13 protein-coding genes are annotated in these 18,744 nt (G+C 66.9%); 5 read left to right on the top strand and 8 right to left on the bottom strand.

What is annotated here, in order from left to right:
• The first annotated feature begins 80 nt into the window (after positions 1 to 80).
• Genes hutI through WDM91_19130 form a run of 5 tightly spaced genes read left to right on the top strand, consistent with a single transcriptional unit; the run spans position 81 to position 5,869 of the window.
• Positions 81 to 1,283 carry an imidazolonepropionase gene (gene hutI / locus WDM91_19150; GenBank protein ID MEI9996724.1) on the top strand — a complete coding sequence of 401 codons (1,203 nt, stop codon included), beginning with the start codon at positions 81 to 83 and terminating at the stop codon, positions 1,281 to 1,283.
• Positions 1,280 to 2,818, top strand: a complete 1,539-nt coding sequence (hutH, locus tag WDM91_19145; protein ID MEI9996723.1) for a histidine ammonia-lyase — start codon at positions 1,280 to 1,282, stop codon at positions 2,816 to 2,818. The genes hutI and hutH overlap by 4 nt, the downstream gene beginning before the upstream one ends.
• Positions 2,815 to 3,633, top strand: coding sequence for an N-formylglutamate deformylase (gene hutG, locus WDM91_19140; GenBank protein ID MEI9996722.1), 819 nt, complete (start codon positions 2,815 to 2,817; stop codon positions 3,631 to 3,633). The genes hutH and hutG overlap by 4 nt, the downstream gene beginning before the upstream one ends.
• Positions 3,630 to 5,297: a urocanate hydratase gene (gene hutU / locus WDM91_19135; GenBank protein ID MEI9996721.1), complete on the top strand. Its 1,668-nt coding sequence runs from the start codon at positions 3,630 to 3,632 to the stop codon at positions 5,295 to 5,297. Before hutG ends, hutU begins: the two co-directional genes overlap by 4 nt.
• Before the next feature lie 2 nt (positions 5,298 to 5,299).
• Entirely contained in the window at positions 5,300 to 5,869 is a 570-nt protein-coding gene (locus WDM91_19130; protein MEI9996720.1) for a HutD family protein, read from the top strand.
• A gap of 10 nt (positions 5,870 to 5,879) precedes the next feature.
• Here the strand turns inward: WDM91_19130 and WDM91_19125 are convergent, their stop codons facing one another.
• The 8 genes from WDM91_19125 to WDM91_19090 form a co-directional block, all read right to left on the bottom strand.
• Entirely contained in the window at positions 5,880 to 7,886 is a 2,007-nt protein-coding gene (locus WDM91_19125; protein MEI9996719.1) for a sulfotransferase, read from the bottom strand.
• A 65-nt stretch (positions 7,887 to 7,951) separates the two neighbouring features.
• Positions 7,952 to 10,501, bottom strand: coding sequence for a TonB-dependent receptor (locus WDM91_19120; GenBank protein ID MEI9996718.1), 2,550 nt, complete (start codon positions 10,499 to 10,501; stop codon positions 7,952 to 7,954).
• A 98-nt stretch (positions 10,502 to 10,599) separates the two neighbouring features.
• Positions 10,600 to 11,598, bottom strand: a complete 999-nt coding sequence (locus WDM91_19115; GenBank protein ID MEI9996717.1) for a FecR domain-containing protein — start codon at positions 11,596 to 11,598, stop codon at positions 10,600 to 10,602.
• Positions 11,567 to 12,169: a sigma-70 family RNA polymerase sigma factor gene (locus WDM91_19110; protein MEI9996716.1), complete on the bottom strand. Its 603-nt coding sequence runs from the start codon at positions 12,167 to 12,169 to the stop codon at positions 11,567 to 11,569. Before WDM91_19110 ends, WDM91_19115 begins: the two co-directional genes overlap by 32 nt.
• A gap of 141 nt (positions 12,170 to 12,310) precedes the next feature.
• Positions 12,311 to 14,341, bottom strand: a complete 2,031-nt coding sequence (locus WDM91_19105) for a prolyl oligopeptidase family serine peptidase (GenBank protein MEI9996715.1) — start codon at positions 14,339 to 14,341, stop codon at positions 12,311 to 12,313.
• A gap of 160 nt (positions 14,342 to 14,501) precedes the next feature.
• Entirely contained in the window at positions 14,502 to 14,894 is a 393-nt protein-coding gene (locus WDM91_19100) for a DUF6491 family protein (GenBank protein MEI9996714.1), read from the bottom strand.
• A gap of 57 nt (positions 14,895 to 14,951) precedes the next feature.
• Complete coding sequence (locus WDM91_19095; GenBank protein ID MEI9996713.1) at positions 14,952 to 16,490, bottom strand: carboxylesterase family protein; 1,539 nt, start codon at positions 16,488 to 16,490, stop codon at positions 14,952 to 14,954.
• A 25-nt stretch (positions 16,491 to 16,515) separates the two neighbouring features.
• Entirely contained in the window at positions 16,516 to 18,744 is a 2,229-nt protein-coding gene (locus WDM91_19090) for a TonB-dependent receptor (protein ID MEI9996712.1), read from the bottom strand.

Genomic DNA, 18,744 nt, shown 5'->3' with positions numbered 1-18,744 from the left:
CAATCCCTCCGGGGCGGTCTTTATATGTCTAGACATAATGGGCTCCGCCGCCAAGGTGGAAATTTCGTCCGGAGGGACGCGTGCGCTGCGACCGCCTTTGGCGCCATGCCAGACTGGCCACGATGGTGCCGCCGGGGCTCGGTCTCGTGGAGGACGGAATTGTCGCCTGCCGGGACGGGCGGATCGTCTTCGCAGGCGCCGCTGACGACGCGCCGGCCGGACTCGATGCCGCCGAGACCGTCGATTGCGAAGGCCGCTGGATCACGCCGGGCCTGATCGACTGCCACACCCATCTCGTCTACGCGGGCGATCGGGCGCACGAATTCGAATTGCGCCTGGCCGGCGCATCCTATGAAGAGATCGCGCGCGCCGGCGGCGGGATCGCGTCGACGGTGGCGGCGACGCGGGCCGCGACGCAGGAGGAACTGGTGCGGGCCGCCTTGCCCCGGCTCGATGCGCTGATCGCCGAAGGTGCGACGACCATCGAGATCAAGTCGGGCTACGGTCTGTCGCTCGACGCGGAGCGCAAGCAGCTTTGCGCGGCGCGCGCATTGGCGACGCAGCGCGCCGTCGACATCACGACGACGCTGCTCGCGGCGCATGCCCTGCCGTCCGAATATGCCGGCGATGCAGACCTCTATATCGACAACGTGTGCCACGGCTTGATCCCGGCGCTTGCCGCGGAAGGGCTTTGTGACGCCGTGGACGCGTTCTGCGAAACCATCGGCTTTTCGCCGGCGCAGACGCGGCGCGTCTTCGAGGCGGCGCGAAAGGCCGGGCTGCCGGTGAAGCTGCATGCGGAGCAGCTTTCCAACCAGCATGGCGCGGCGCTCGCCGCCGCGTTCGGCGCGCTGTCGGCGGATCATCTCGAACATGCCGATGCGGACGGCATCGCCGCGATGGCCGGCGCGGGCACCATCGCCGTTCTGCTGCCCGGTGCGTTCTACTTCCTGCGCGAGACCAAAATGCCGCCGGTCGATCTTCTGCGCCAACATGGCGTCGGCATCGCGCTGGCGACCGACTGCAACCCCGGCACCTCGCCGCTCACCTCGCTGCTTCTGGCGATGAACATGGCGGCGACGGAATTCCGCCTGACGGTCGAGGAATGCCTGGCCGGGGTGACACGCGAAGCGGCCAAGGCGCTGGGGCGGGCGCGAAGCATCGGGATGCTGGAAGCCGGGAAGTCCTGTGACCTGGCGATCTGGGACATCGCGCGGCCGGCGGAGCTTGTCTATCGCATGGGGTTCAATCCGCTGCAGATGCGGGTGTGGAGAGGCCGATGAGCACGATCATCCTGCAACCGGGCGCGGTGGCCCTGTCGCAATGGCGCGCGATCTATCGCGGCGCGCACGCCGTGCTGGATCCCGCCTGCGGCGCGGCGGTCGCCGAAAGCGCGGCCGCGGTGGGCCGCATTCTGGCAAAGGGCGAGCCGGTCTACGGCATCAACACCGGTTTCGGAAAGCTCGCGAGCGTGCGCATCGCGGAGGACGACCTGGCGATCCTCCAGCGCAATATCGTCCTGTCGCATGCCGCAGGGGTCGGCGAGGTCACGCCGGTGAACACGGCACGGCTGATGATCGCGCTCAAGCTGGCGAGCCTCGCCCAGGGCGCGTCCGGCATCGCGCCCCAGACGCTCGCCCTGCTCGGCGCGATGCTGGAACGCGGACTGACGCCGGCGATCCCCGCGCAGGGGTCGGTCGGCGCCTCGGGCGACCTGGCACCGCTCGCCCATATGGCGGCGACCATGATCGGCGTCGGCGAGATCATCAGCGACGGCCGCCGCCTTCCCGCCGCCGAAGCGCTGGCGCGCGCGGGACTGCAGCCCGTCACGCTCGGGCCGAAGGAGGGGTTGGCGCTGCTGAACGGCACGCAATTCTCCACCGCGGCGGCGCTGGCCGGATTGTTCGAGGCGGAGACGCTGTTCCAGGCGGCGCTGGTGACCGGTGCGCTTTCGACCGAAGCGGCGAAAGGCTCCGACACGCCGTTCGATCCGCGCATCCATGCCTTGCGGCGCCATCGCGGCCAGATCGAGACGGCGCGGGCGCTGCGCGATCTCATGGCGGGCTCGGCGATCCGCGCCTCGCACCTGACCGGCGATCCGCGGGTGCAGGACCCATACTGCCTGCGTTGCCAGCCCCAGGTGATGGGCGCGGCGCTCGACGTGCTGCGCCAGGCGGCACATACGCTCGCCATCGAAGCCAATGGCGTGTCGGACAACCCCCTCATCTTCGCCGAGACCGACGAAGCGCTGTCGGGCGGCAATTTCCACGCCGAGCCGGTCGCCTTCGCCGCCGACATGATCGCCATCGCGCTATGCGAGATCGGCTCGCTGGCGGAGCGGCGCGTCGCGATGCTGGTCGATCCCGCGCTGTCGGGATTGCCGGCGTTCCTCACGCCGAAGCCGGGGCTGAATTCCGGCTTCATGATGCCGCAAGTGACCGCCGCCGCGCTGGTGTCGGAGAACAAGCAGCGCGCCTATCCGGCCAGCGTGGATTCGATCCCGACTTCGGCCAACCAGGAAGACCATGTCTCGATGGCGGCGCATGGGGCGCGCCGGCTCCTGCCGATGGGCGAGAACGCGTCCGGCGTCATCGGCATCGAATTGCTGGCGGCGGCGCAGGGCTGCGACTTCCATGGCGCGATGCGGTCGAGCGCGGCGCTGGAAGCGGCGCGAGCCCTGCTGCGGGCACGCGTGCCGACGCTCGAGGACGATCGCTATATCCATCCCGACATGGACGCAGCGATCAGCCTGGTGCGTTCGGGCGCGCTGGCGGACGCGGTCGGCCCGCTGCCGGACGTCTGCGGTGACCTGCGATGACAGGTTTCCTCAACATCCATCACGGCGAGGCGCCGCTTATCGTGAGCTTCCCCCACACGGGCACCGACATTCCGCCGGACCTTGAAGCGCGGCTCGCATCGCCCCGGCAGGCGCGCGAAGATGCCGATTGGTGGGTGGACCGCCTGTACGATTTCGCGCGCGACCTGGGTGCGACCACGATACGGACGACGATTTCGCGCAGCGTGATCGACGTGAACCGCGATCCGTCGGGCGCATCGCTCTATCCCGGCCAGGCGACCACGGCGCTTTGCCCGACCACGACCTTCGACGGCGCTCCGCTTTACCGGGCCGGCGCAGAACCCGACGCGGACGAGATCGCGGCGCGGCGGACGGCGTATTTCGAGCCCTATCACGACACCCTCGAAACGGAGATCGCGCGCCTGCGGGCGGACCACGCCAAAGTGGTGCTCTACGACGCGCATGCCATCCGCTCGCGCATTCCGCGCCTATTCGACGGCCTGCTGCCGCATTTCAATATCGGCACGAATGACGGCGCGACCTGCGATCCGGCCCTGGCCGAGGTTGTCGAAGAGGCGTGTGCGCACTCGTCGTTCACGCACGTCATGAACGGCCGCTTCAAGGGCGGCTGGACGACGCGGCATTACGGCCGGCCGGCGCAGGGCGTACACGCCATCCAGATGGAGCTCGCCTGCCGCGGCTATATCGACGAGCCGGAGGCGCCTGACGACGCCAACTGGCCGACGCCTTATGGCGAAGACAGGGCCGCGCCGCTGCGCGCGGTGCTGCGCGACGTCCTCCGATCCTGCATCGCATTCGCCGGGAGCCCCGCATGACCCGCATCGACAACAGCCGCGTCATCCGCGCCGCGCGGGGACCGGAGCTTTCGGCCAAGAGCTGGCTCACAGAAGCGCCGCTGCGCATGCTGATGAACAATCTCGATCCCGACGTCGCGGAGCGGCCGGAAGAACTCGTCGTCTATGGCGGCATCGGCCGCGCCGCGCGCGACTGGGAGAGCTTCGACAGGATCGTCGCGACGCTGAAGCGGCTCGAAGACGATCAGACCCTGCTGGTGCAGTCGGGCAAGCCGGTCGGCGTCTTCCGCACCCATGCGGATGCGCCGCGCGTGCTGATCGCGAACTCCAACCTCGTGCCGCGCTGGGCGACCTGGGACCATTTCAACGCGCTCGATAAGAAGGGCCTGGCGATGTACGGCCAGATGACCGCGGGGTCGTGGATCTATATCGGCGCGCAAGGCATCGTGCAGGGCACCTACGAGACCTTCGTCGAGATGGGCCGCCAGCACTATGCCGGCGACCTGTCGGGCCGCTGGCTGCTCACCGCGGGGCTCGGCGGGATGGGCGGCGCGCAGCCGCTGGCGGCCGTGATGGCAGGCGCCTCCTGTCTCGCGGTGGAGTGCCAGCGCTCGCGGATCGAGATGCGCATGCGCACCGGCTATCTGGACCAGGCGACCGAGAGCATCGACGAGGCGCTGGCGATCGTCACGCGGGCCGGTGCCGACAGGACGCCGGTGTCGGTCGGGCTGCTCGGCAATGCCGCGGAGGTCCTCCCGGAATTGTTCCGGCGCGGGGTGCGGCCGGACCTGCTGACGGACCAGACCTCGGCGCATGATCCGACCAATGGCTATCTGCCCATCGGCTGGTCGCTCGAGCAATGGACGACGGCGCGCGAGCGCGATCCCAAAGCGGTGGAGCGCGCGGCGCGCGCCTCCATCGCACTGCATGTGCGAGCGATGCTCGACTTCCAGGCGGCCGGCGTGCCGACGGTCGACTACGGCAACAACATCCGGCAGATCGCGCTGGAGGAAGGCGTGGCGAACGCGTTCGATTTCCCGGGCTTCGTGCCGGCCTATATCCGGCCGCTGTTCTGCCGCGGCATCGGGCCGTTCCGCTGGGCAGCGCTTTCGGGCGATCCGGAGGACATCTACCGCACCGACGCCAAGGTGAAGGAGTTGATGCCAGACGACGCGCATCTCCACAACTGGCTCGACATGGCGCGCGCCCGGATCAAGTTCCAAGGCCTGCCGGCGCGGATCTGCTGGGTCGGGCTGGGCGACCGCGACCGGCTCGGGCTCGCGTTCAATGCGATGGTGGCGAGCGGAGAACTCAAGGCGCCCATCGTGATCGGCCGCGATCACCTGGATTCCGGCTCCGTCGCCTCGCCCAATCGCGAGACGGAGGCGATGCGCGACGGCTCGGACGCGGTGTCGGACTGGCCACTGCTCAATGCCCTGCTCAACACCGCGTCGGGCGCGACCTGGGTGTCGCTGCATCATGGCGGCGGCGTCGGCATGGGTTTCTCGCAGCATGCCGGCATGGTGATCGTCTGCGACGGCACGGCTGCGGCGGCGAAACGCCTGGCACGCGTGCTGTGGAACGATCCCGCGACGGGTGTGATGCGGCATGCCGATGCGGGCTATGACATCGCGCTCGCGACGGCGCACGAGAAGGGCCTGGACCTGCCGGGCATATTGGGCTGAGCGTGGCCCGCCTCCTGCGCGCCGGCGAGCGGATCGCCAAGCCCTGGAAGAACGGCGGCGGCGTCACCACCGATGTCGCCGTCCATCCGCCGCTGGCGGGGCTCGACGATTTTCTGTGGCGCGTGAGCATCGCGGAGGTGCGGAGCAACGGACCGTTCTCGCGCTTCCCGGGCATCGACCGGACGCTGGCGGTGCTGGACGGCGCGATGCGGCTTGCGATCGGGGATCGGGAGCCCGTGATGCTCGCCGCCGACTCCGACCCCATCGTATTCTCCGGCGACGCGCCGGCCGACGCGGTGCTGATCGGAGGACCGCTGACCGATCTAAACGTCATGACACGGCGCGGCGTTTTCGACGCGCGCGTCACGCGGCATCGCGCGCCGGCGACATTCCGCTCTGCAGGCGGGCCGATATTGCTGATCGCCCGCACCGGACTTTCGGTCTCGCTCAGCGGTGACGCCTTCGATCTGCGCACGCGCGACGCCCTGTCGATCGGCGATGAAGATGGCGAGGTTCGCGTGGCTTCGCCGGAGCCGGACTTCCATCGCGTCGAGATCCTGCGCGCCCGATAGGGCGCTCGCCCTAGCCGCGATAGCGGACCAGCGCGTCGCCCAGCGCCGCTTGGAGCGGAGTGAGCCATGGCTTGTATTTCGTCCATTGATCGAGCCCATCGCGGAAGATGGGCCGCCGCACCTGCTCGGAGCTCGGCGTATGCACGTTGCGGTCCGTCTCGTGGAACGCCATGCAGGCCGGCTCGAAGGCGAGCCCGCAATGGTCCAGCATCCGCCGCACGCTGCCTTCCAGATCGGCGACCACGTCCTCATAGTGCACCCGCAGGATGCGGCCCGGCAGGACCTCGTCCCAATGCCGCATCAATTCGAGATAGGCCCGATAGTAGCGCGCGACATCCGTTGCGCTATAGGCGAACTCCTGGCCGTCGGCGAAAAGCTGCTTCAGGTTGCTGAAACAGCAGGACATCGGTTCGCGCCGCACGTCGATGATCCGCGCATTCGGCAGCATCAGGTGGATGAGGCCGATATGGCGGAAATTGTTCGGCATCTTGTCGATGAAGAAGGGCTTGCCGGTCCGATAAGCCTGCGTATCGGACAGATACGCCTCGCCCAGGCGGCGGACGTCGTCTGATGTCAGCGTCTCCAGCATGGCTGGATAGCGCGGCTTGGCCGGATCGTGGCCCTGAAGATCGCGGACCATCCGCGGGATCTCCGCCAGTTCCTGCGTCCCCTCGACCTGCGAATGCGAAGCCAGGATTTGTTCCAGCAGCGTCGAGCCGGAGCGCGGCAGGCCCAGGATGAAGATCGGGTCGCGGCGCGCAGTGCCCCATCCCGTCCGGCGCGCGAAGAAATCGCGGGTGCAGACCTCGATCTGCTCGGCGGTGCTGGCCTCGATGCGCTCCGGGCGGTAGCGGTTTTCCGAACGCATCAGTGCATTGCCGCGCGCGTAATATTCCCATGACGCGGCGACGTCGTCGCGATCCTCCAGCGCCTTGCCCAGCGCGAAGCAGAGATGGATGCGATCGACGGGCGAGGTGGCCGGCGATGCTTCGGCGGCGCGCATCCGCGCGATCTCGCCGTCGCCGAAGCGATAGGTCTTGAGATTGGCGAGGCTCCAATAGGCGTCGCCGAAATCGGGGCGCGCCACGGCGGCCGCGCGATAGGCGGCGATCGCCTCCGGCACCCGTCCGACCGTCTTCAACGCATGGGCGAGCCGGAGATGGAGATCGGGGGATCGCGGCTGCTCGGCGATCAGCTCGCGATAGAGTGCGGCCGCCCGGGTGTGATCGCCGAGGCCTGTCGCAACGGTGGCCGCGAGAATGCGGTAATCCGGATTGCCCGGCTCCAGCATCAGAAGCGGCTCGACCTGCTCCGACGCCAGCTTGTATTTGTGCCGCCTTGCGAGCGTGTCGGCATAGTCGCAGCGCGCTGCGTGATAGCCGGGCGACAGCGTCAGGACGGCGCTCAACAACCGCTCCGCCTCGTCGAGGACGTCATGCGCGAGAGCGATCCTGGCCAGCAGCCGCATGGCTTCGGGATGATCGCCGTGGCGCAGAAGATAGGCGCGGACGATGTTTTCGGCGGGCGCCAGTTCGCCATCCGAAAAGAGCGAGGTCGCGATCATCACGTCCGGCGGCAGGCGCTCGAGCAGCCCGACATGGGCCGCAGACGCATCTGCGTTTTTCGCGTCGCCGTTTGCGCGATAGAGACCCTCAAGCAGGCTCCAGCTTGCCGGCAGCGCGGGGTTGATGCGCACCGCGCGGCAGAACGCGTCGATCGCCCCTGCCGCGTCCTTGAGCGCCAGATGGCAAAGACCGCGCTCCTGATAGAGGCGGCTGAAGCGGGGCTGCGACCGTTCGAGGCTTTCGAGCGCCGCAAGCGCCTCGCCGACGCGGCCGAGATTGCGCAGCCCGATGGCGACGATCAACGCAAGATCGCGGTTCTCCGGCCGGTCGCGCAGCAGGTGCCGTGCGTCCCGCAGCGCCTCCGCATGCCGACCGGCCCTTTGCCATTCGCGCAGGCGCCGGATCTCCCGGTCGACCGGAGAGGCAGGCGCGGCGGCGGCGGCGGTTTCCATGGAGCCCATCACGAACGGGTGGCCCTGGCCGCCCGCGGCAGGGATGCTACGCCCCTATTCCCCGCTTACCAGTCCTTCGTTACGGACAGGCTGATGAAACGGCCGAGCGGCGATGCATTGGTCGAGTCGTAGCCGCTCGAGAAATACGACGCCTGGAAGCCGCTGCTGTTGAGGGCGGGCGGGTCGGTGTCGAACAGGTTGTGCACCGACAGGCCGAGCCGAAGTCCCTGCATGTATCCCGTCCAGTCCGCGGTGTTGTAGCTGACCTGGAGGTCCGCGGTCGTCCAGACCGGGACGTGGACCGGATAGCCCAGGCTGACATCGGTTTCGCCGCTGATGTGATTGACGATGGCGGTGACCGACCAGTTGGTGTCCGACCATGTCAGGCCGGCGCGCGCCTTGAACACGGGCGGATTGAAGATCGTGCCGCTGAGGATCTGCGTCGGCGACGTCTTGGTGGCGTGCTCCGCGAAGCGAAGCCAGGAACCGTTGCCGAAAAGGTCGAAGGCGCCGACATTGGCATCGATGTGGTAGCTCGCCGTCAGGTCGACGCCCGACGCATTCTCCGCGCTCACATTCTGATACTGGTTGTCGACGATGGCGTAGACGCGGGACGGATTGTAGGGACCGCCCGGCGTACCCGCCGTGAAGTCCGTGAAGGTGTCCGAATTCGCGACAAGCGCCGCCTGCTGCGCGGCGGACGGAGAAAAGGTCAGGAACGGCGCGTCGGCGGGGGTGACGAACGCGAGCTGACGATTGACGATCGGCGTGATGATGCGGTCGCGATAGCCGATCCCGAACACCGTCACGCCGAGCTTCAGATCGGGAAGGATGTCGGGATTGATGTCGGCGCCGGCGGTCCAGGTCTCCGATTTCTCGGGCACGAGATTCGGATTGGAGCCGTATTGCAGCATGAGCTGCGCATTGGCGGGCGTGCCGGGATAGTTGGTGGTGGGATAGATGTAGAGCTGGCGCGGCCCATCCTCGATATAGAGGCCCGGCGCACGGAACGACGTGCCCCAGGTCGAGCGCAGGGACAGGCCGTGGACGGGAACATAGAGAAGGCCCAGCTTCGGATTGGTGGCGGATCCGAAATCGCTGTAGTGCTCCCAGCGGCCCGCGAGCGAAAGCTCGAGCCGCTCCAGGCCCGCGCGATCCTCGGACGCCGTGACGAGCGGCACGTGCATCTCGCCGAAAGCATATGCGACGCCGCGGTCGAAGCCGCCCGGCGCCGTGCTGTCGTGGAAGTTCTCGGCGCGATAGCCGCCGCCGAGCGCGACCGATACCGCACCCGTCGGCAATTCCGCGACCGTGCCGTTCACCAGCGCTTCGACGGCATACATGCCGTTGTCGTAGTCGATCTGCCCCGCCTCGGGGCCGCCAACATTGATGTAGGTCGCCGCGTTCGAATGATCGTGGGAGACCGTTCCGGTGACGTTGGCATGCCAGTCGTCGTCGATCTGCCAATTGGCGCCGAAGTTGAACCCGTAGATCTGCGACCGGTAGCGATTGTAGTAGGAGAAATAGCCCGGAATGGTCTCGATGTCGCTGCCGGTGCGGGAGGTGTAGAGCCCTTCGGCGAAGACGGAGACGTCGTTCCCCAGATCCTGGTGAACGGTGCCGAACAGCGAGTTGCGGTCCTCTTCCGGGATGAGCGAGAAGGGTTCGGGCGTGGCGGCGGAGAATGCCCGATGACCGCCGAACAGGAAGTTCTGCCGGGAGTATTCGTAGTTCAGCAGGCCGCCGCCCGATCCCCAATCCTTGCCGATCAGCTGCGAGCCTTCGTATTGCGTGCCGCCGCCCTGCGTCGAGGTGCCGATCTGGCCGCTGCTCTGGGCGCCGTCATAGCCCTGGCGCAAGATGAAGTTCACCACGCCGCCGACCGCGTCGGCGCCATAGATCGCCGACGCGCCGTCGGTCAGGATCTCGACCCGGTCGACCGCCGCGAGCGGGATGGCGGAGATGTCGACGACGCCGCCGACGAAGCCGTCGGAGGCCAGCCGGTGCCCGTCGATGAGGGTGAGGGTCGATTCGGCGCCCAGGCCGCGCAGGTTCACGGTCGAGGCGCTGGACACGTTGTTGGTGGACTCGCCCAACGTTCCGAGAGTCTGCGGGTTGATGCCGCCGCCGAAATTCTGCGGCAAGGTGCGCATCAGGTCGGCCGTGTTGGCATAGCCGGAATTGAGGATGTCGGAGCGATCGACCGTGATCACCGGCGACACCGGCGGGGCGCCGGGCACATGACTGCCGGTGACCGTCACCATCTCGATGGAAGCCGCCCCGTCAGCGGAGGCGGCTTCGCCGTTTTTTGCGTGCACTCTCAGAATGATCGTCTGGCCATCGTCGGAGGCGATCTCGATTCCGGTGCCGGCGAGAAGCTGCTCGAGCGCGGCGTGCAATCCGAGCGTGCCGTTGATGGCGGGGGTGCGGACGCCCTTGAGCTGGTCGCCGGGGGCGACGATCTGGATACCCGCCTGGCGGGCGAATTCCGGTATCGCCTTGACGGCGTCCTCGGCCGGAACGTCGAAGGTCCGGGTCTGCGCCAGCGCGCCGCCGTTCCAGCCAAGCACGACCAGCATGGCACTCGATGCCAACAATGCACGCCTGAAATCCATGACGGATGCCCCTTGTTCAGACCCTGCCCCTGCTTGGGTCTCTGCGGGACTAGACGTGCAGCACTTCGCAAATCCCCTACTCCCGCGACGCAAAAACGTCACGGCCGGATATGCACCGCGTCGCCGGCAAGCTCCGTATGCAGATCGAGCGACAGCGCCACCGCGTTCGAGAAGCCGACGGGATCGTTGGAGACGTACAGCCCGGTGATCGTCTTGTTTGCAATCGCGGGGTCGTCGATCACGATCCGGGTTTCGCTGTAGCGCGCGAAGATGGCGGCCGCCTGTGCCAGCGTTTCGCCTTCGAACGCGAGCCGGCCGACCCGCCACGACAGCGCACGAACGACCTCGGCGCTGGCCACTCTTTGAGCAACGATAGGCGCATCCTTAGGCGTAACCGCCCGCGTGTTTGCCGGAAGCCTGACGGGCGGCGCGGCGGGCTGATCCGGACGTTTGACCTCGACGATGCCTTCGCGGACCAGGACCTGGACCGGCTGTTCGGGGAGCAGTTCCACCGTGAAGCTGGTGCCCACCGCGCGCACCGACGTGCCGTCGGCGTTCACGATGAAAGGCCGCTTGCGGTTCTTGGCGACATCGAACAAAGCCTCGCCCCGCAGAAGCCGAACCATGCGCGCGTCATCGGTGAAGTGGATGGCCACTTCGGAATTGGTGTTCAGGGTGACGATCGAGCCGTCTTCCAGGGGCACGACCCGGGTCTCGCCGATCCGCGTCGAATAGCTGCGGCCGGCGACCGCCAGCCAGGCCGCGCCGCCGGACAGGACGACCGCCGCGGCGCTCGCGGCCACGCCGCCCACCCAGAGCGCACGGCGACGCGAGACCGGCGCGGACGGCGTTTGGTGGTCCCCGCCGCGGGCGGGCACGAAGGAATCCGGATCGAAATTCGGGCCAAGCGCCCGCGCCCGCTCGCTGTGCAGGACGATGGCGCGCGCCTTGGCGAAGGCGCCGAGATGGCGCACATCGGCATCGAGCCACGCCGCGAGCTGTGCCTCTTCCTCCGGCCGAAGCTCGCCGGCATCGACCCTGGCGGCCCATTCGGCCGCCCGGTCGTCAATCTCCGGGCTCTTGGTTCTTGACTGCATTTCGAGTCTTGGTCTCTCCCGTTACGTCCTTGGACGCGCCGACCCGTGGTTTCCCCCCACGGCCATACCGATCCATGAGGAAGCGGATGGCCTGGGTCATGTAATTTTCCACGGTTTTCTCGCTGATCCCAAGATGTTGCGCGACTTGGCGTTGGGACAGGCCGTCGACCCGGCGCAGCAGGAAGGCGGTGCGGCAGCGGGTCGGCAGGCTGGCCAGGGCGCCCGCCAGCTCGAGGAGCTCGTCGCGCGCCTCCAGGATGTCCTCCGGCGTCCCGTCATGGGCCGGGATCGACATCTCGCTGAGGTCGGCGCTCGCCTGGATCGGCACGATCCGCGCCCGCCGGATCCGGCTCACGAAGATCGAATGCGCCACCTGGAACGCATAGCTCTTGGGATCGCGAATGGCGTCGACCGAGTCCAGCGTGATGAATTTCGCGTAGGTCTCCTGCACCAGATCGTCGACGTCGAAATCCGACAGCCCCCGCCGGCGAAGCCACGCGCGCAAGGCGGGTTCGACCGGCAGGACATGGCGCGCGAGCCAGAGCGCACGCGCATCGGAGACGCGACACATGCCGGCCAGCAAAGGTCACCGAGGATGCGTTTGCAAGCGACGAATTGCCCGGTGTGGCGGCCAGGACCCGGAGCGGAAAATCCCGCATGCAGGCGATAGGGGAAATGACGTTGCCGAGCGTCTATGTGCCCGGCGCGGGGGTCATTCCTTCACCGGCGCATATTTCCCGATCCACGCCATGATGCGGGCCAGGAAATCGGCCTGGTTCACATGCTGCTGAATGCCGTGCCCCTCGCCCTCGTAATAGAGGAACTGTGCGTCGATCCCGCGAAGCCTGAGGCTGTTGTAGATCAGCGGCGACGAGGCGGAATTGATCCCATGTTCGCCATTGACCAGCATCATCGGCGTCGACGCCGTGCGAAGCGCCGGAACGACCGAGTTCGCCATATAGGTGGGAAGCCGATCGAACGGCGTGCCGCCCATCTCCCATTCGACCGAGACGTTGTGGTCCGGCCATTCCGGCCGACCGCCCCAATCGGTGAGATAGTCCAGCCCCTCATAGGTGATGGCGGCACGGAACATCGTCGAATGGGTCGCGATGTAATTGGTCATGGCGCCGCCATAACTGAGGCCGATGAGGATGAGGCGCGTAGGATCGACCGAGCCGCCGTCGATCAGCATCTGCACGCCGCTTTCGATGTCGGCGCGGTCGTCGGCGAATATCCGGCCCGCGTTCTTGGAACGGATATAGGGGCCCCAGCCCAGTTCGCCGCTCGCGCGATAATCGGGCCGCAGCACCATATAGCCGCGCGATGCGAGCAGCGCATCGAAATAGCCGTCGCCGGGCCAGCCGTAATCGGTCATCTCGACGCCGCCTTGCGGCCCCCCATGGACCTGCACGACCAGGGGATATGTCCTGTGCCTGTCATAACCGGGCGGCACGGTGAGCAATCCGTCGATCACGGTGCCGTCCGGGCTCTTCCAGGTCAGCGCGGTCGTCGTGCCGAACTCCGGACCGAACGAGGCCGGCTGGACATCGAGCGTGCGGGTCGCCTGCAACGGCGCGGGAAGCGTGCCGGGCGCGACATGGATGACGAACGCCTCGAACGGCTTGTGGACGGTCCATGCCGCCCATCTTCCGTCGTCCGACTGCGACAGGCCGAGCGTCTGGCCGAGTTCGGTGCTGAGCACGACGATCCGACCGTCGGCGAGAACCGCCTTCAGCTGCCGCTGCGTCGACATACCGTCGGTGAAATACAGCGTCCGTCCGTCGTCGGACCAGCGCGGCGATTGGATCGCGGCGTTTTCCGTGAGGACCTTGACGGCATGCGTCCTGACGTCGAACACCGCAAGCTCGCGCCGCCCGGGCGTGAAGACCGGCTCGCCCGGATCGGCGATGAACGCGATCCGCCCGCCGTCCGGACTTGCCGCGGGCCTGTAGGTGACCTGCCGGCCGAAGCCGTCGAAGAGTTTTTCTTCACGGCCGCTTTGGATGTCGAAGGCGTACACCGCCGCGTGCGCCGTGAAGACGGGACGGCCGTCGGTGCGGCTGTAGACGAGCGCGCCATTGCCGAGCCATTCGACATCCGGCACGGCCTGCTTGACCGTCCATTTGCGCAGCAGATCGCCCGCCGCCGAAAATACCGCGATCTTCGAGGCCAGACGCGAATCCTGCGACGTATCGATCGGATAGGCGTGCACCGTCGAGGTTTCACCGCTGGGCTTCACATTCGCAAGCTGGTTGAGCGACAGCGCCATCCGGAAGAAATGGCGGCCGTCGGGCGACCAGTGATAGGACGTCCAGGTCACATATTGCGCGCCCGTGGGATCGACCCGATCGCCGCTATCGACCATGTGCCGTCCGGTGCCGTCGGTGCCCATCATCCATAGGACGGTGCCTTTCCCGTCGGCGCCATGCGCCAGGAAGAGCATGCTGCGGCCGTCCGGCGACACGGCGGCGCCCTGCCCCTCGCCAAGCGGCGCGGCACGGCCCGTATCGGCGTCGAAGTCGACCAGCTTCCCCGTGCCGCCGTTCATCTCGCTGTAGATGAAGCGGTGGGTATGCGCGATCCAGGAGGGGATCATGTTCTCGGTCGCAAACAGCGGCTTGTCGGCCCAGGCTCTATCGAGCACGTCCTGCTCGGTCAGGACCGATGCGAGCGCATGCTGCGACCACAGGAACAACGAAACCCATCCGACTGCGATACGCGCGAGCGGCGTCTTCCTGATCATCTCATATCCCCGGCGCGGCATCGATCACCGCCGTCCGCGCGCAATCTCACGGGATAGACGCGTGCGCGGCGGAAATCCCCCACAGCGGGGCCGGAAGGCGATGGCGATGGCGTGGCGCACCGAAACCCGCGGCGCGCCTAGGAAGACCGCGCGATCTTTCTTACGGCTTGAACTTCTTCGGGATCGCGGCAGCTTCTTCCGCCGTCAGCTCCGTCATCGTCTTGACGATGCAGGGTGTGGCCGCGCCGGGAAACCCTTGGCTGACCTTCAGGTCCCAGTCGAGCGCCGAGCAGACCGAACTGGAGCCCCGCCATTTGGTGATGAGGTGAGAATCCGGCATCAGCAGCGCCGAACAGGAGTTCGCGAGATCGAGGCGGTAATAGCGGTGCAGATTGACCCGGATATAGATCGTCCTGGCATCCGGCGCCTTCCAGTTCTCGAAGCCGTTCACGAAGAAGCACTGCGAGTGCCGTGCCGCCGGATCGGCGGCTGCCGGCGCGGCTGCCAGAAGCAGACCGCAAACCGACGCCAGGATAGGAAGGGACAGGCGCATCGCCATCTCCAGAAGGAACCTCAAGCGCCATCCTACGCCAGATCGGGGATTACCGCATCAGTCGTAGACGCTGTTCGCCGGCGGCCGATCTTCCCAGAACAACCTTTGCTCACGGTTCGGATCGTTTGCTACCTGGATCGTCTCGTCGAAGATCATCGTCGCACGGCGATGGGCATCGAATCTCGGCCATTGGGGAATGTTGGCATTGTTCGGATCGCCGGTGGCGGCGAATGCCGCCCAGGCGGAGACAAGGGCCTTGCACAGCCTGCGGCCGGGTTCGGCGCCGCCGCCCATGATCGCATCGCGGCTATTGCCGAACGACGCGGACACGTCGGTGGCATGCGCGGCGCCCCAGCGGCCGTCGAACGCGGGAGTCGCCCAATCCCATTGATAGAAATAGACCGGCGCACGCGCCTGCTCGGCCTTCCGTTCCGCCTGCGCATAGGCGAAGCGGCGGAAGCCGTAATCCGTCATGATCTGCGCAAAGGTCAGGAAGGGCGATTTCGCGGGCCATTTTTCCCGGTACAGACGCAGCATCGTATCGGCGATATCGCCATGCCGGCCGCGCAGCTTCGCCTTCAGGCCGGCCTCATCGAGATCGAAATCGGCGAAGAACAGGCCGGCATCGTCCAGCGTGGTCGATATGACGAGCGGTATGTCGGCGCTCTCTTCCGGCGCCTTGGGGTCGAAGGGATGGTGCGGCAGGTACCGCCCATCGAGAACGGGGCTGAAATTCAGCGCGCCGATCTTGGTCTGTGCGGCGAGCAGGACTTGCCAGGGAACGTCCCGGATCCTGTCGGCCGTCGCCTTGGCGAGTCCGAGCTCGGCGATGAGCGCAGCCGCGACGGCGGCGGACTGTTCGCGCGTCTGCAATCTGAGCTGGGAGCCGCTCTGGATGCCGGCGCGATGGAACAGGCCTTTCGCGGCCGGCGTGGCGAGCAGCGTGCTCACCTTCCAGCCGCCGCCGGATTGCCCGAAGATCAGCACCCGGTTCGGATCGCCGCCGAAGCCCGCGATGTTGTCGCGCACCCATTCGAGCGCGAGCACGAGGTCCATGATCCCCGCATGGCCGGCGGCAGCGTCGTCATCGCCGCCGCCGCCGGCGTCGCGGAGGTTGAGATAGCCGAAGCTTGCCAGCCTGTGGGTCACCGACACGACCACGACATCGCCGAGACGGGCGAGCTCGGCGCCGTCATACATCCGGCCATTGCCCGAGCTGATGCCATAGCCGCCGCCATGGATGGAGACGATCACCGGCCGCTTTGCGCCGTCGCGCAGTCCCGGCGTCCAGAGATTGAGGTGCAGGCAATCCTCGCCCATGCCGCCCTCGGACACGGCGACGTCGTATTGAATGAGCTGGCCGTAGGAATTGGTCAGGTCGGTCGGAACCTGCGGCGAGACCGGCCCGTAACCGAAACACTCGCGCGTTCCGGTCCAGGGCACCGCTTTCCGCGGCGCCCGGAAGCGGCCCGCGCCCGCGGTCGAGGCGCCATAGGGGACGGCCTTGAACTGCCTTATGCCGCCGCTGACGAGTCCCTGGATGCGGCCCGACGTCGTTTCGCCGACGCAGAAAATGCCAGTCTCGATGTCGGTCATATCGGGTCGATCCGCTTCGCGCAGCTTATGGGCCGATGGCAGCCTTCAGCACCAATCCGACCGTGCGCGGCTGGGACAGCGTGACCGGCACCGGCGCGGTGGGATCGTATTCGTTCGCCAGCGTCGACGCCGAGACCTGCCCCGCTTCGTCGAACACGTTCTTGATATAGGCGTCGAGTTCGAGGCCGTGCGGCATCACCACCGCCAGATCGATATCCAGCGAATTGTAGCCCGGCAGCTTGTAGAGCGGGCTGATCGGGCTTCCGGCATAGCCGGAGGTGCGGTCGCCGATATAGCGGTCGGTGACGTTGAGGTCGCCGACATAGTCCTGTGCGATGTCGAAGGTGTAGTTCGCCGACAGCGCGAAATTGTAGCGCGGCGACAGCGGCAGGCGCACGCCGCTATGCGCCAGGCCGAGCGCCGGCGCCGGTGTGGTGAGTTTCGCGTCGGTATAGGCGGCCGAGCCCGCGACGGACAGCGCATGGTCGACCTGATAGGCGAAGCTGACTTCGGCGCCCTGGACCCGCGCATTGCCGCCATTCTCGATCTGGTTGATGCCGCCATTGTTGACGGTCAGCTGGATCTGCGACCACTCGATGTCGTAGATGTCGGCGTTGAGGGTCAGCCGCTTGTCGAACAGCGTCGCCTTCTCGCCGATCTCGTAGTTCCAGAGCGAATCGGGCTGGAAGGTCGGTGCGCCGCCGCCCAGCGCCAGGACGAAGTTGGGGCCGCCCGGGCGGTAGCCGCTCGCCGCCTTGGCGTAGAGCATCACGTCTTCGTTGATGTGCCAGCGCGGGTTGACGAGATAAGTCACCACGTCCTGATTGGACTTCGCATCCTCATGCGTGACCTCGGCCGGATCGGCCGGCACGACCAGGATGCCGTGGGCCAATTGCTGATAGTGCTGCTCGTTGTTGCTGTAGCGGATGCCGAGCCCGATATCGAAATCGTCGGTGACGAAATAGGTCCCGTCGCCGAAGATCGCAAACTCCTGATAGACGCTGGGCAGGGTTCCGAGAAACGCCGCCGAGCCGAAGAACAGGTGATCCGGACTTGCATAGTTGCGCAGGTCGATGTTCTCCAGCGTCGACTCGCTCGTGAAATAGCCGCCGACGAGCCACTCGAAGGTCGTGTTGTCGGGAGAGGCGAGACGGACTTCCTGCGTGAACTTGCTGGTGTTCGTATCGACGAACAGGCCATAGGGCAGCACGCCGAAGACGCCGGCGAGCAGCGGGTTGTAGACGTCGCTCACGTCGGACAGATATTCGCCGTGATTGACCTGATAGCCGGTGACCGAGGTCAGCGTCGCCCATTGCAGGTTCCAGTCGGCGACGCCCGAATAGAGCGTGATCTGCGCGGCCGAGGGCTGGCGGAGCGCGAAGCCCTGCTCATATTCGCCGGCGACCGGCTTGCCGGTGGCGAAATCGCGGAAGTCCGCATTGACGCCGAGGCCGTCGATGTTCTGCGCAAACACGCCGAGCCGTACATCGAGGTCGGGCGTGACCTGCCAGAGCAGCGAGGCGCGGCCGTTGAAGCTGTTCGACGAGCCCTGGTTCTTCGCTCCGCGACCCGGATCGTCGATATAGCCGGAGTTGAACTCCTGCACGCCGTCGATGCGGATGGCGGCGGTGCCCGGATCGATCGGCAGGTTCGCCATCAGGCGCAGCCCGTCACTGAAAGAGCCATGATCGGTATTGGAACCTTCGGCCTCTGCCAGCGCGCTGTAGCTGTCGAGATTGGGTGCCGCAGTGATGTACTTGATCGTGCCGCCGAGCGCGTTCGAGCCGTAGAGCGTGCCCTGCGGTCCGTTCAGGACTTCGACGCGCGAGAGGTCGAAGGTGTTGACCGACAGCGTCTGGAACGCGAGGCCGAACGACGAGCTCGCGCCCACCGGCACCTGGTCGACATACATGCCGACCGCGCCGCTGAGCTGCGAGCCGCCCGTCGTGACGCCGCGGATCGCAATAAGATCGCTGGTGGGGCCGGTGTTCTGGAAGCTCAGGCCCGGGACATAGGCCGCGAAATCCTCGAAGCTCTTGGCGTGGATCTGATCCAGGTTGGAGCCGGTCATGGCGGTGACCTGGCCTGGAACGTCCTGTACGGATTCGGAGCGCCGCGATGCCGTGACGACCACCGTCTCGATCGTATCGGGGTTCTGGGCGGCAGGCGCCTGCTGCGCCCATGCGCCGGCCGGCCAGGCCAGTGCGGAAATTGCCAAGCTGCCGCACAGCGCGGCCTTTTGCGAAAGACGCAT

It is taken from the genome of Rhizomicrobium sp., assembly GCA_037200385.1.
Lineage (GTDB): Bacteria > Pseudomonadota > Alphaproteobacteria > Micropepsales > Micropepsaceae > Rhizomicrobium.
The sequence above is the reverse complement of the archived record's forward strand: the minus strand, read 5'-3'. Positions and strand labels throughout refer to the sequence as shown.

Excerpts from the sequence above, each read along its gene's own strand:
- hutH (MEI9996723.1), top strand. The coding sequence starts at position 1,280 with ATGAGCACGATCATCCTGCAACCGGGCGCGGTGGCCCTGTCGCAATGG.
- hutG (MEI9996722.1), top strand. The coding sequence starts at position 2,815 with ATGACAGGTTTCCTCAACATCCATCACGGCGAGGCGCCGCTTATCGTG.
- hutU (MEI9996721.1), top strand. The coding sequence starts at position 3,630 with ATGACCCGCATCGACAACAGCCGCGTCATCCGCGCCGCGCGGGGACCG.
- WDM91_19125 (MEI9996719.1), bottom strand. The coding sequence starts at position 7,886 with ATGGAAACCGCCGCCGCCGCCGCGCCTGCCTCTCCGGTCGACCGGGAG.
- WDM91_19120 (MEI9996718.1), bottom strand. The coding sequence starts at position 10,501 with ATGGATTTCAGGCGTGCATTGTTGGCATCGAGTGCCATGCTGGTCGTG.
- WDM91_19115 (MEI9996717.1), bottom strand. The coding sequence starts at position 11,598 with ATGCAGTCAAGAACCAAGAGCCCGGAGATTGACGACCGGGCGGCCGAA.
- WDM91_19110 (MEI9996716.1), bottom strand. The coding sequence starts at position 12,169 with ATGTGTCGCGTCTCCGATGCGCGTGCGCTCTGGCTCGCGCGCCATGTC.
- WDM91_19105 (MEI9996715.1), bottom strand. The coding sequence starts at position 14,341 with ATGATCAGGAAGACGCCGCTCGCGCGTATCGCAGTCGGATGGGTTTCG.
- WDM91_19100 (MEI9996714.1), bottom strand. The coding sequence starts at position 14,894 with ATGCGCCTGTCCCTTCCTATCCTGGCGTCGGTTTGCGGTCTGCTTCTG.
- WDM91_19095 (MEI9996713.1), bottom strand. The coding sequence starts at position 16,490 with ATGACCGACATCGAGACTGGCATTTTCTGCGTCGGCGAAACGACGTCG.
- WDM91_19090 (MEI9996712.1), bottom strand. The coding sequence starts at position 18,744 with ATGCGTCTTTCGCAAAAGGCCGCGCTGTGCGGCAGCTTGGCAATTTCC.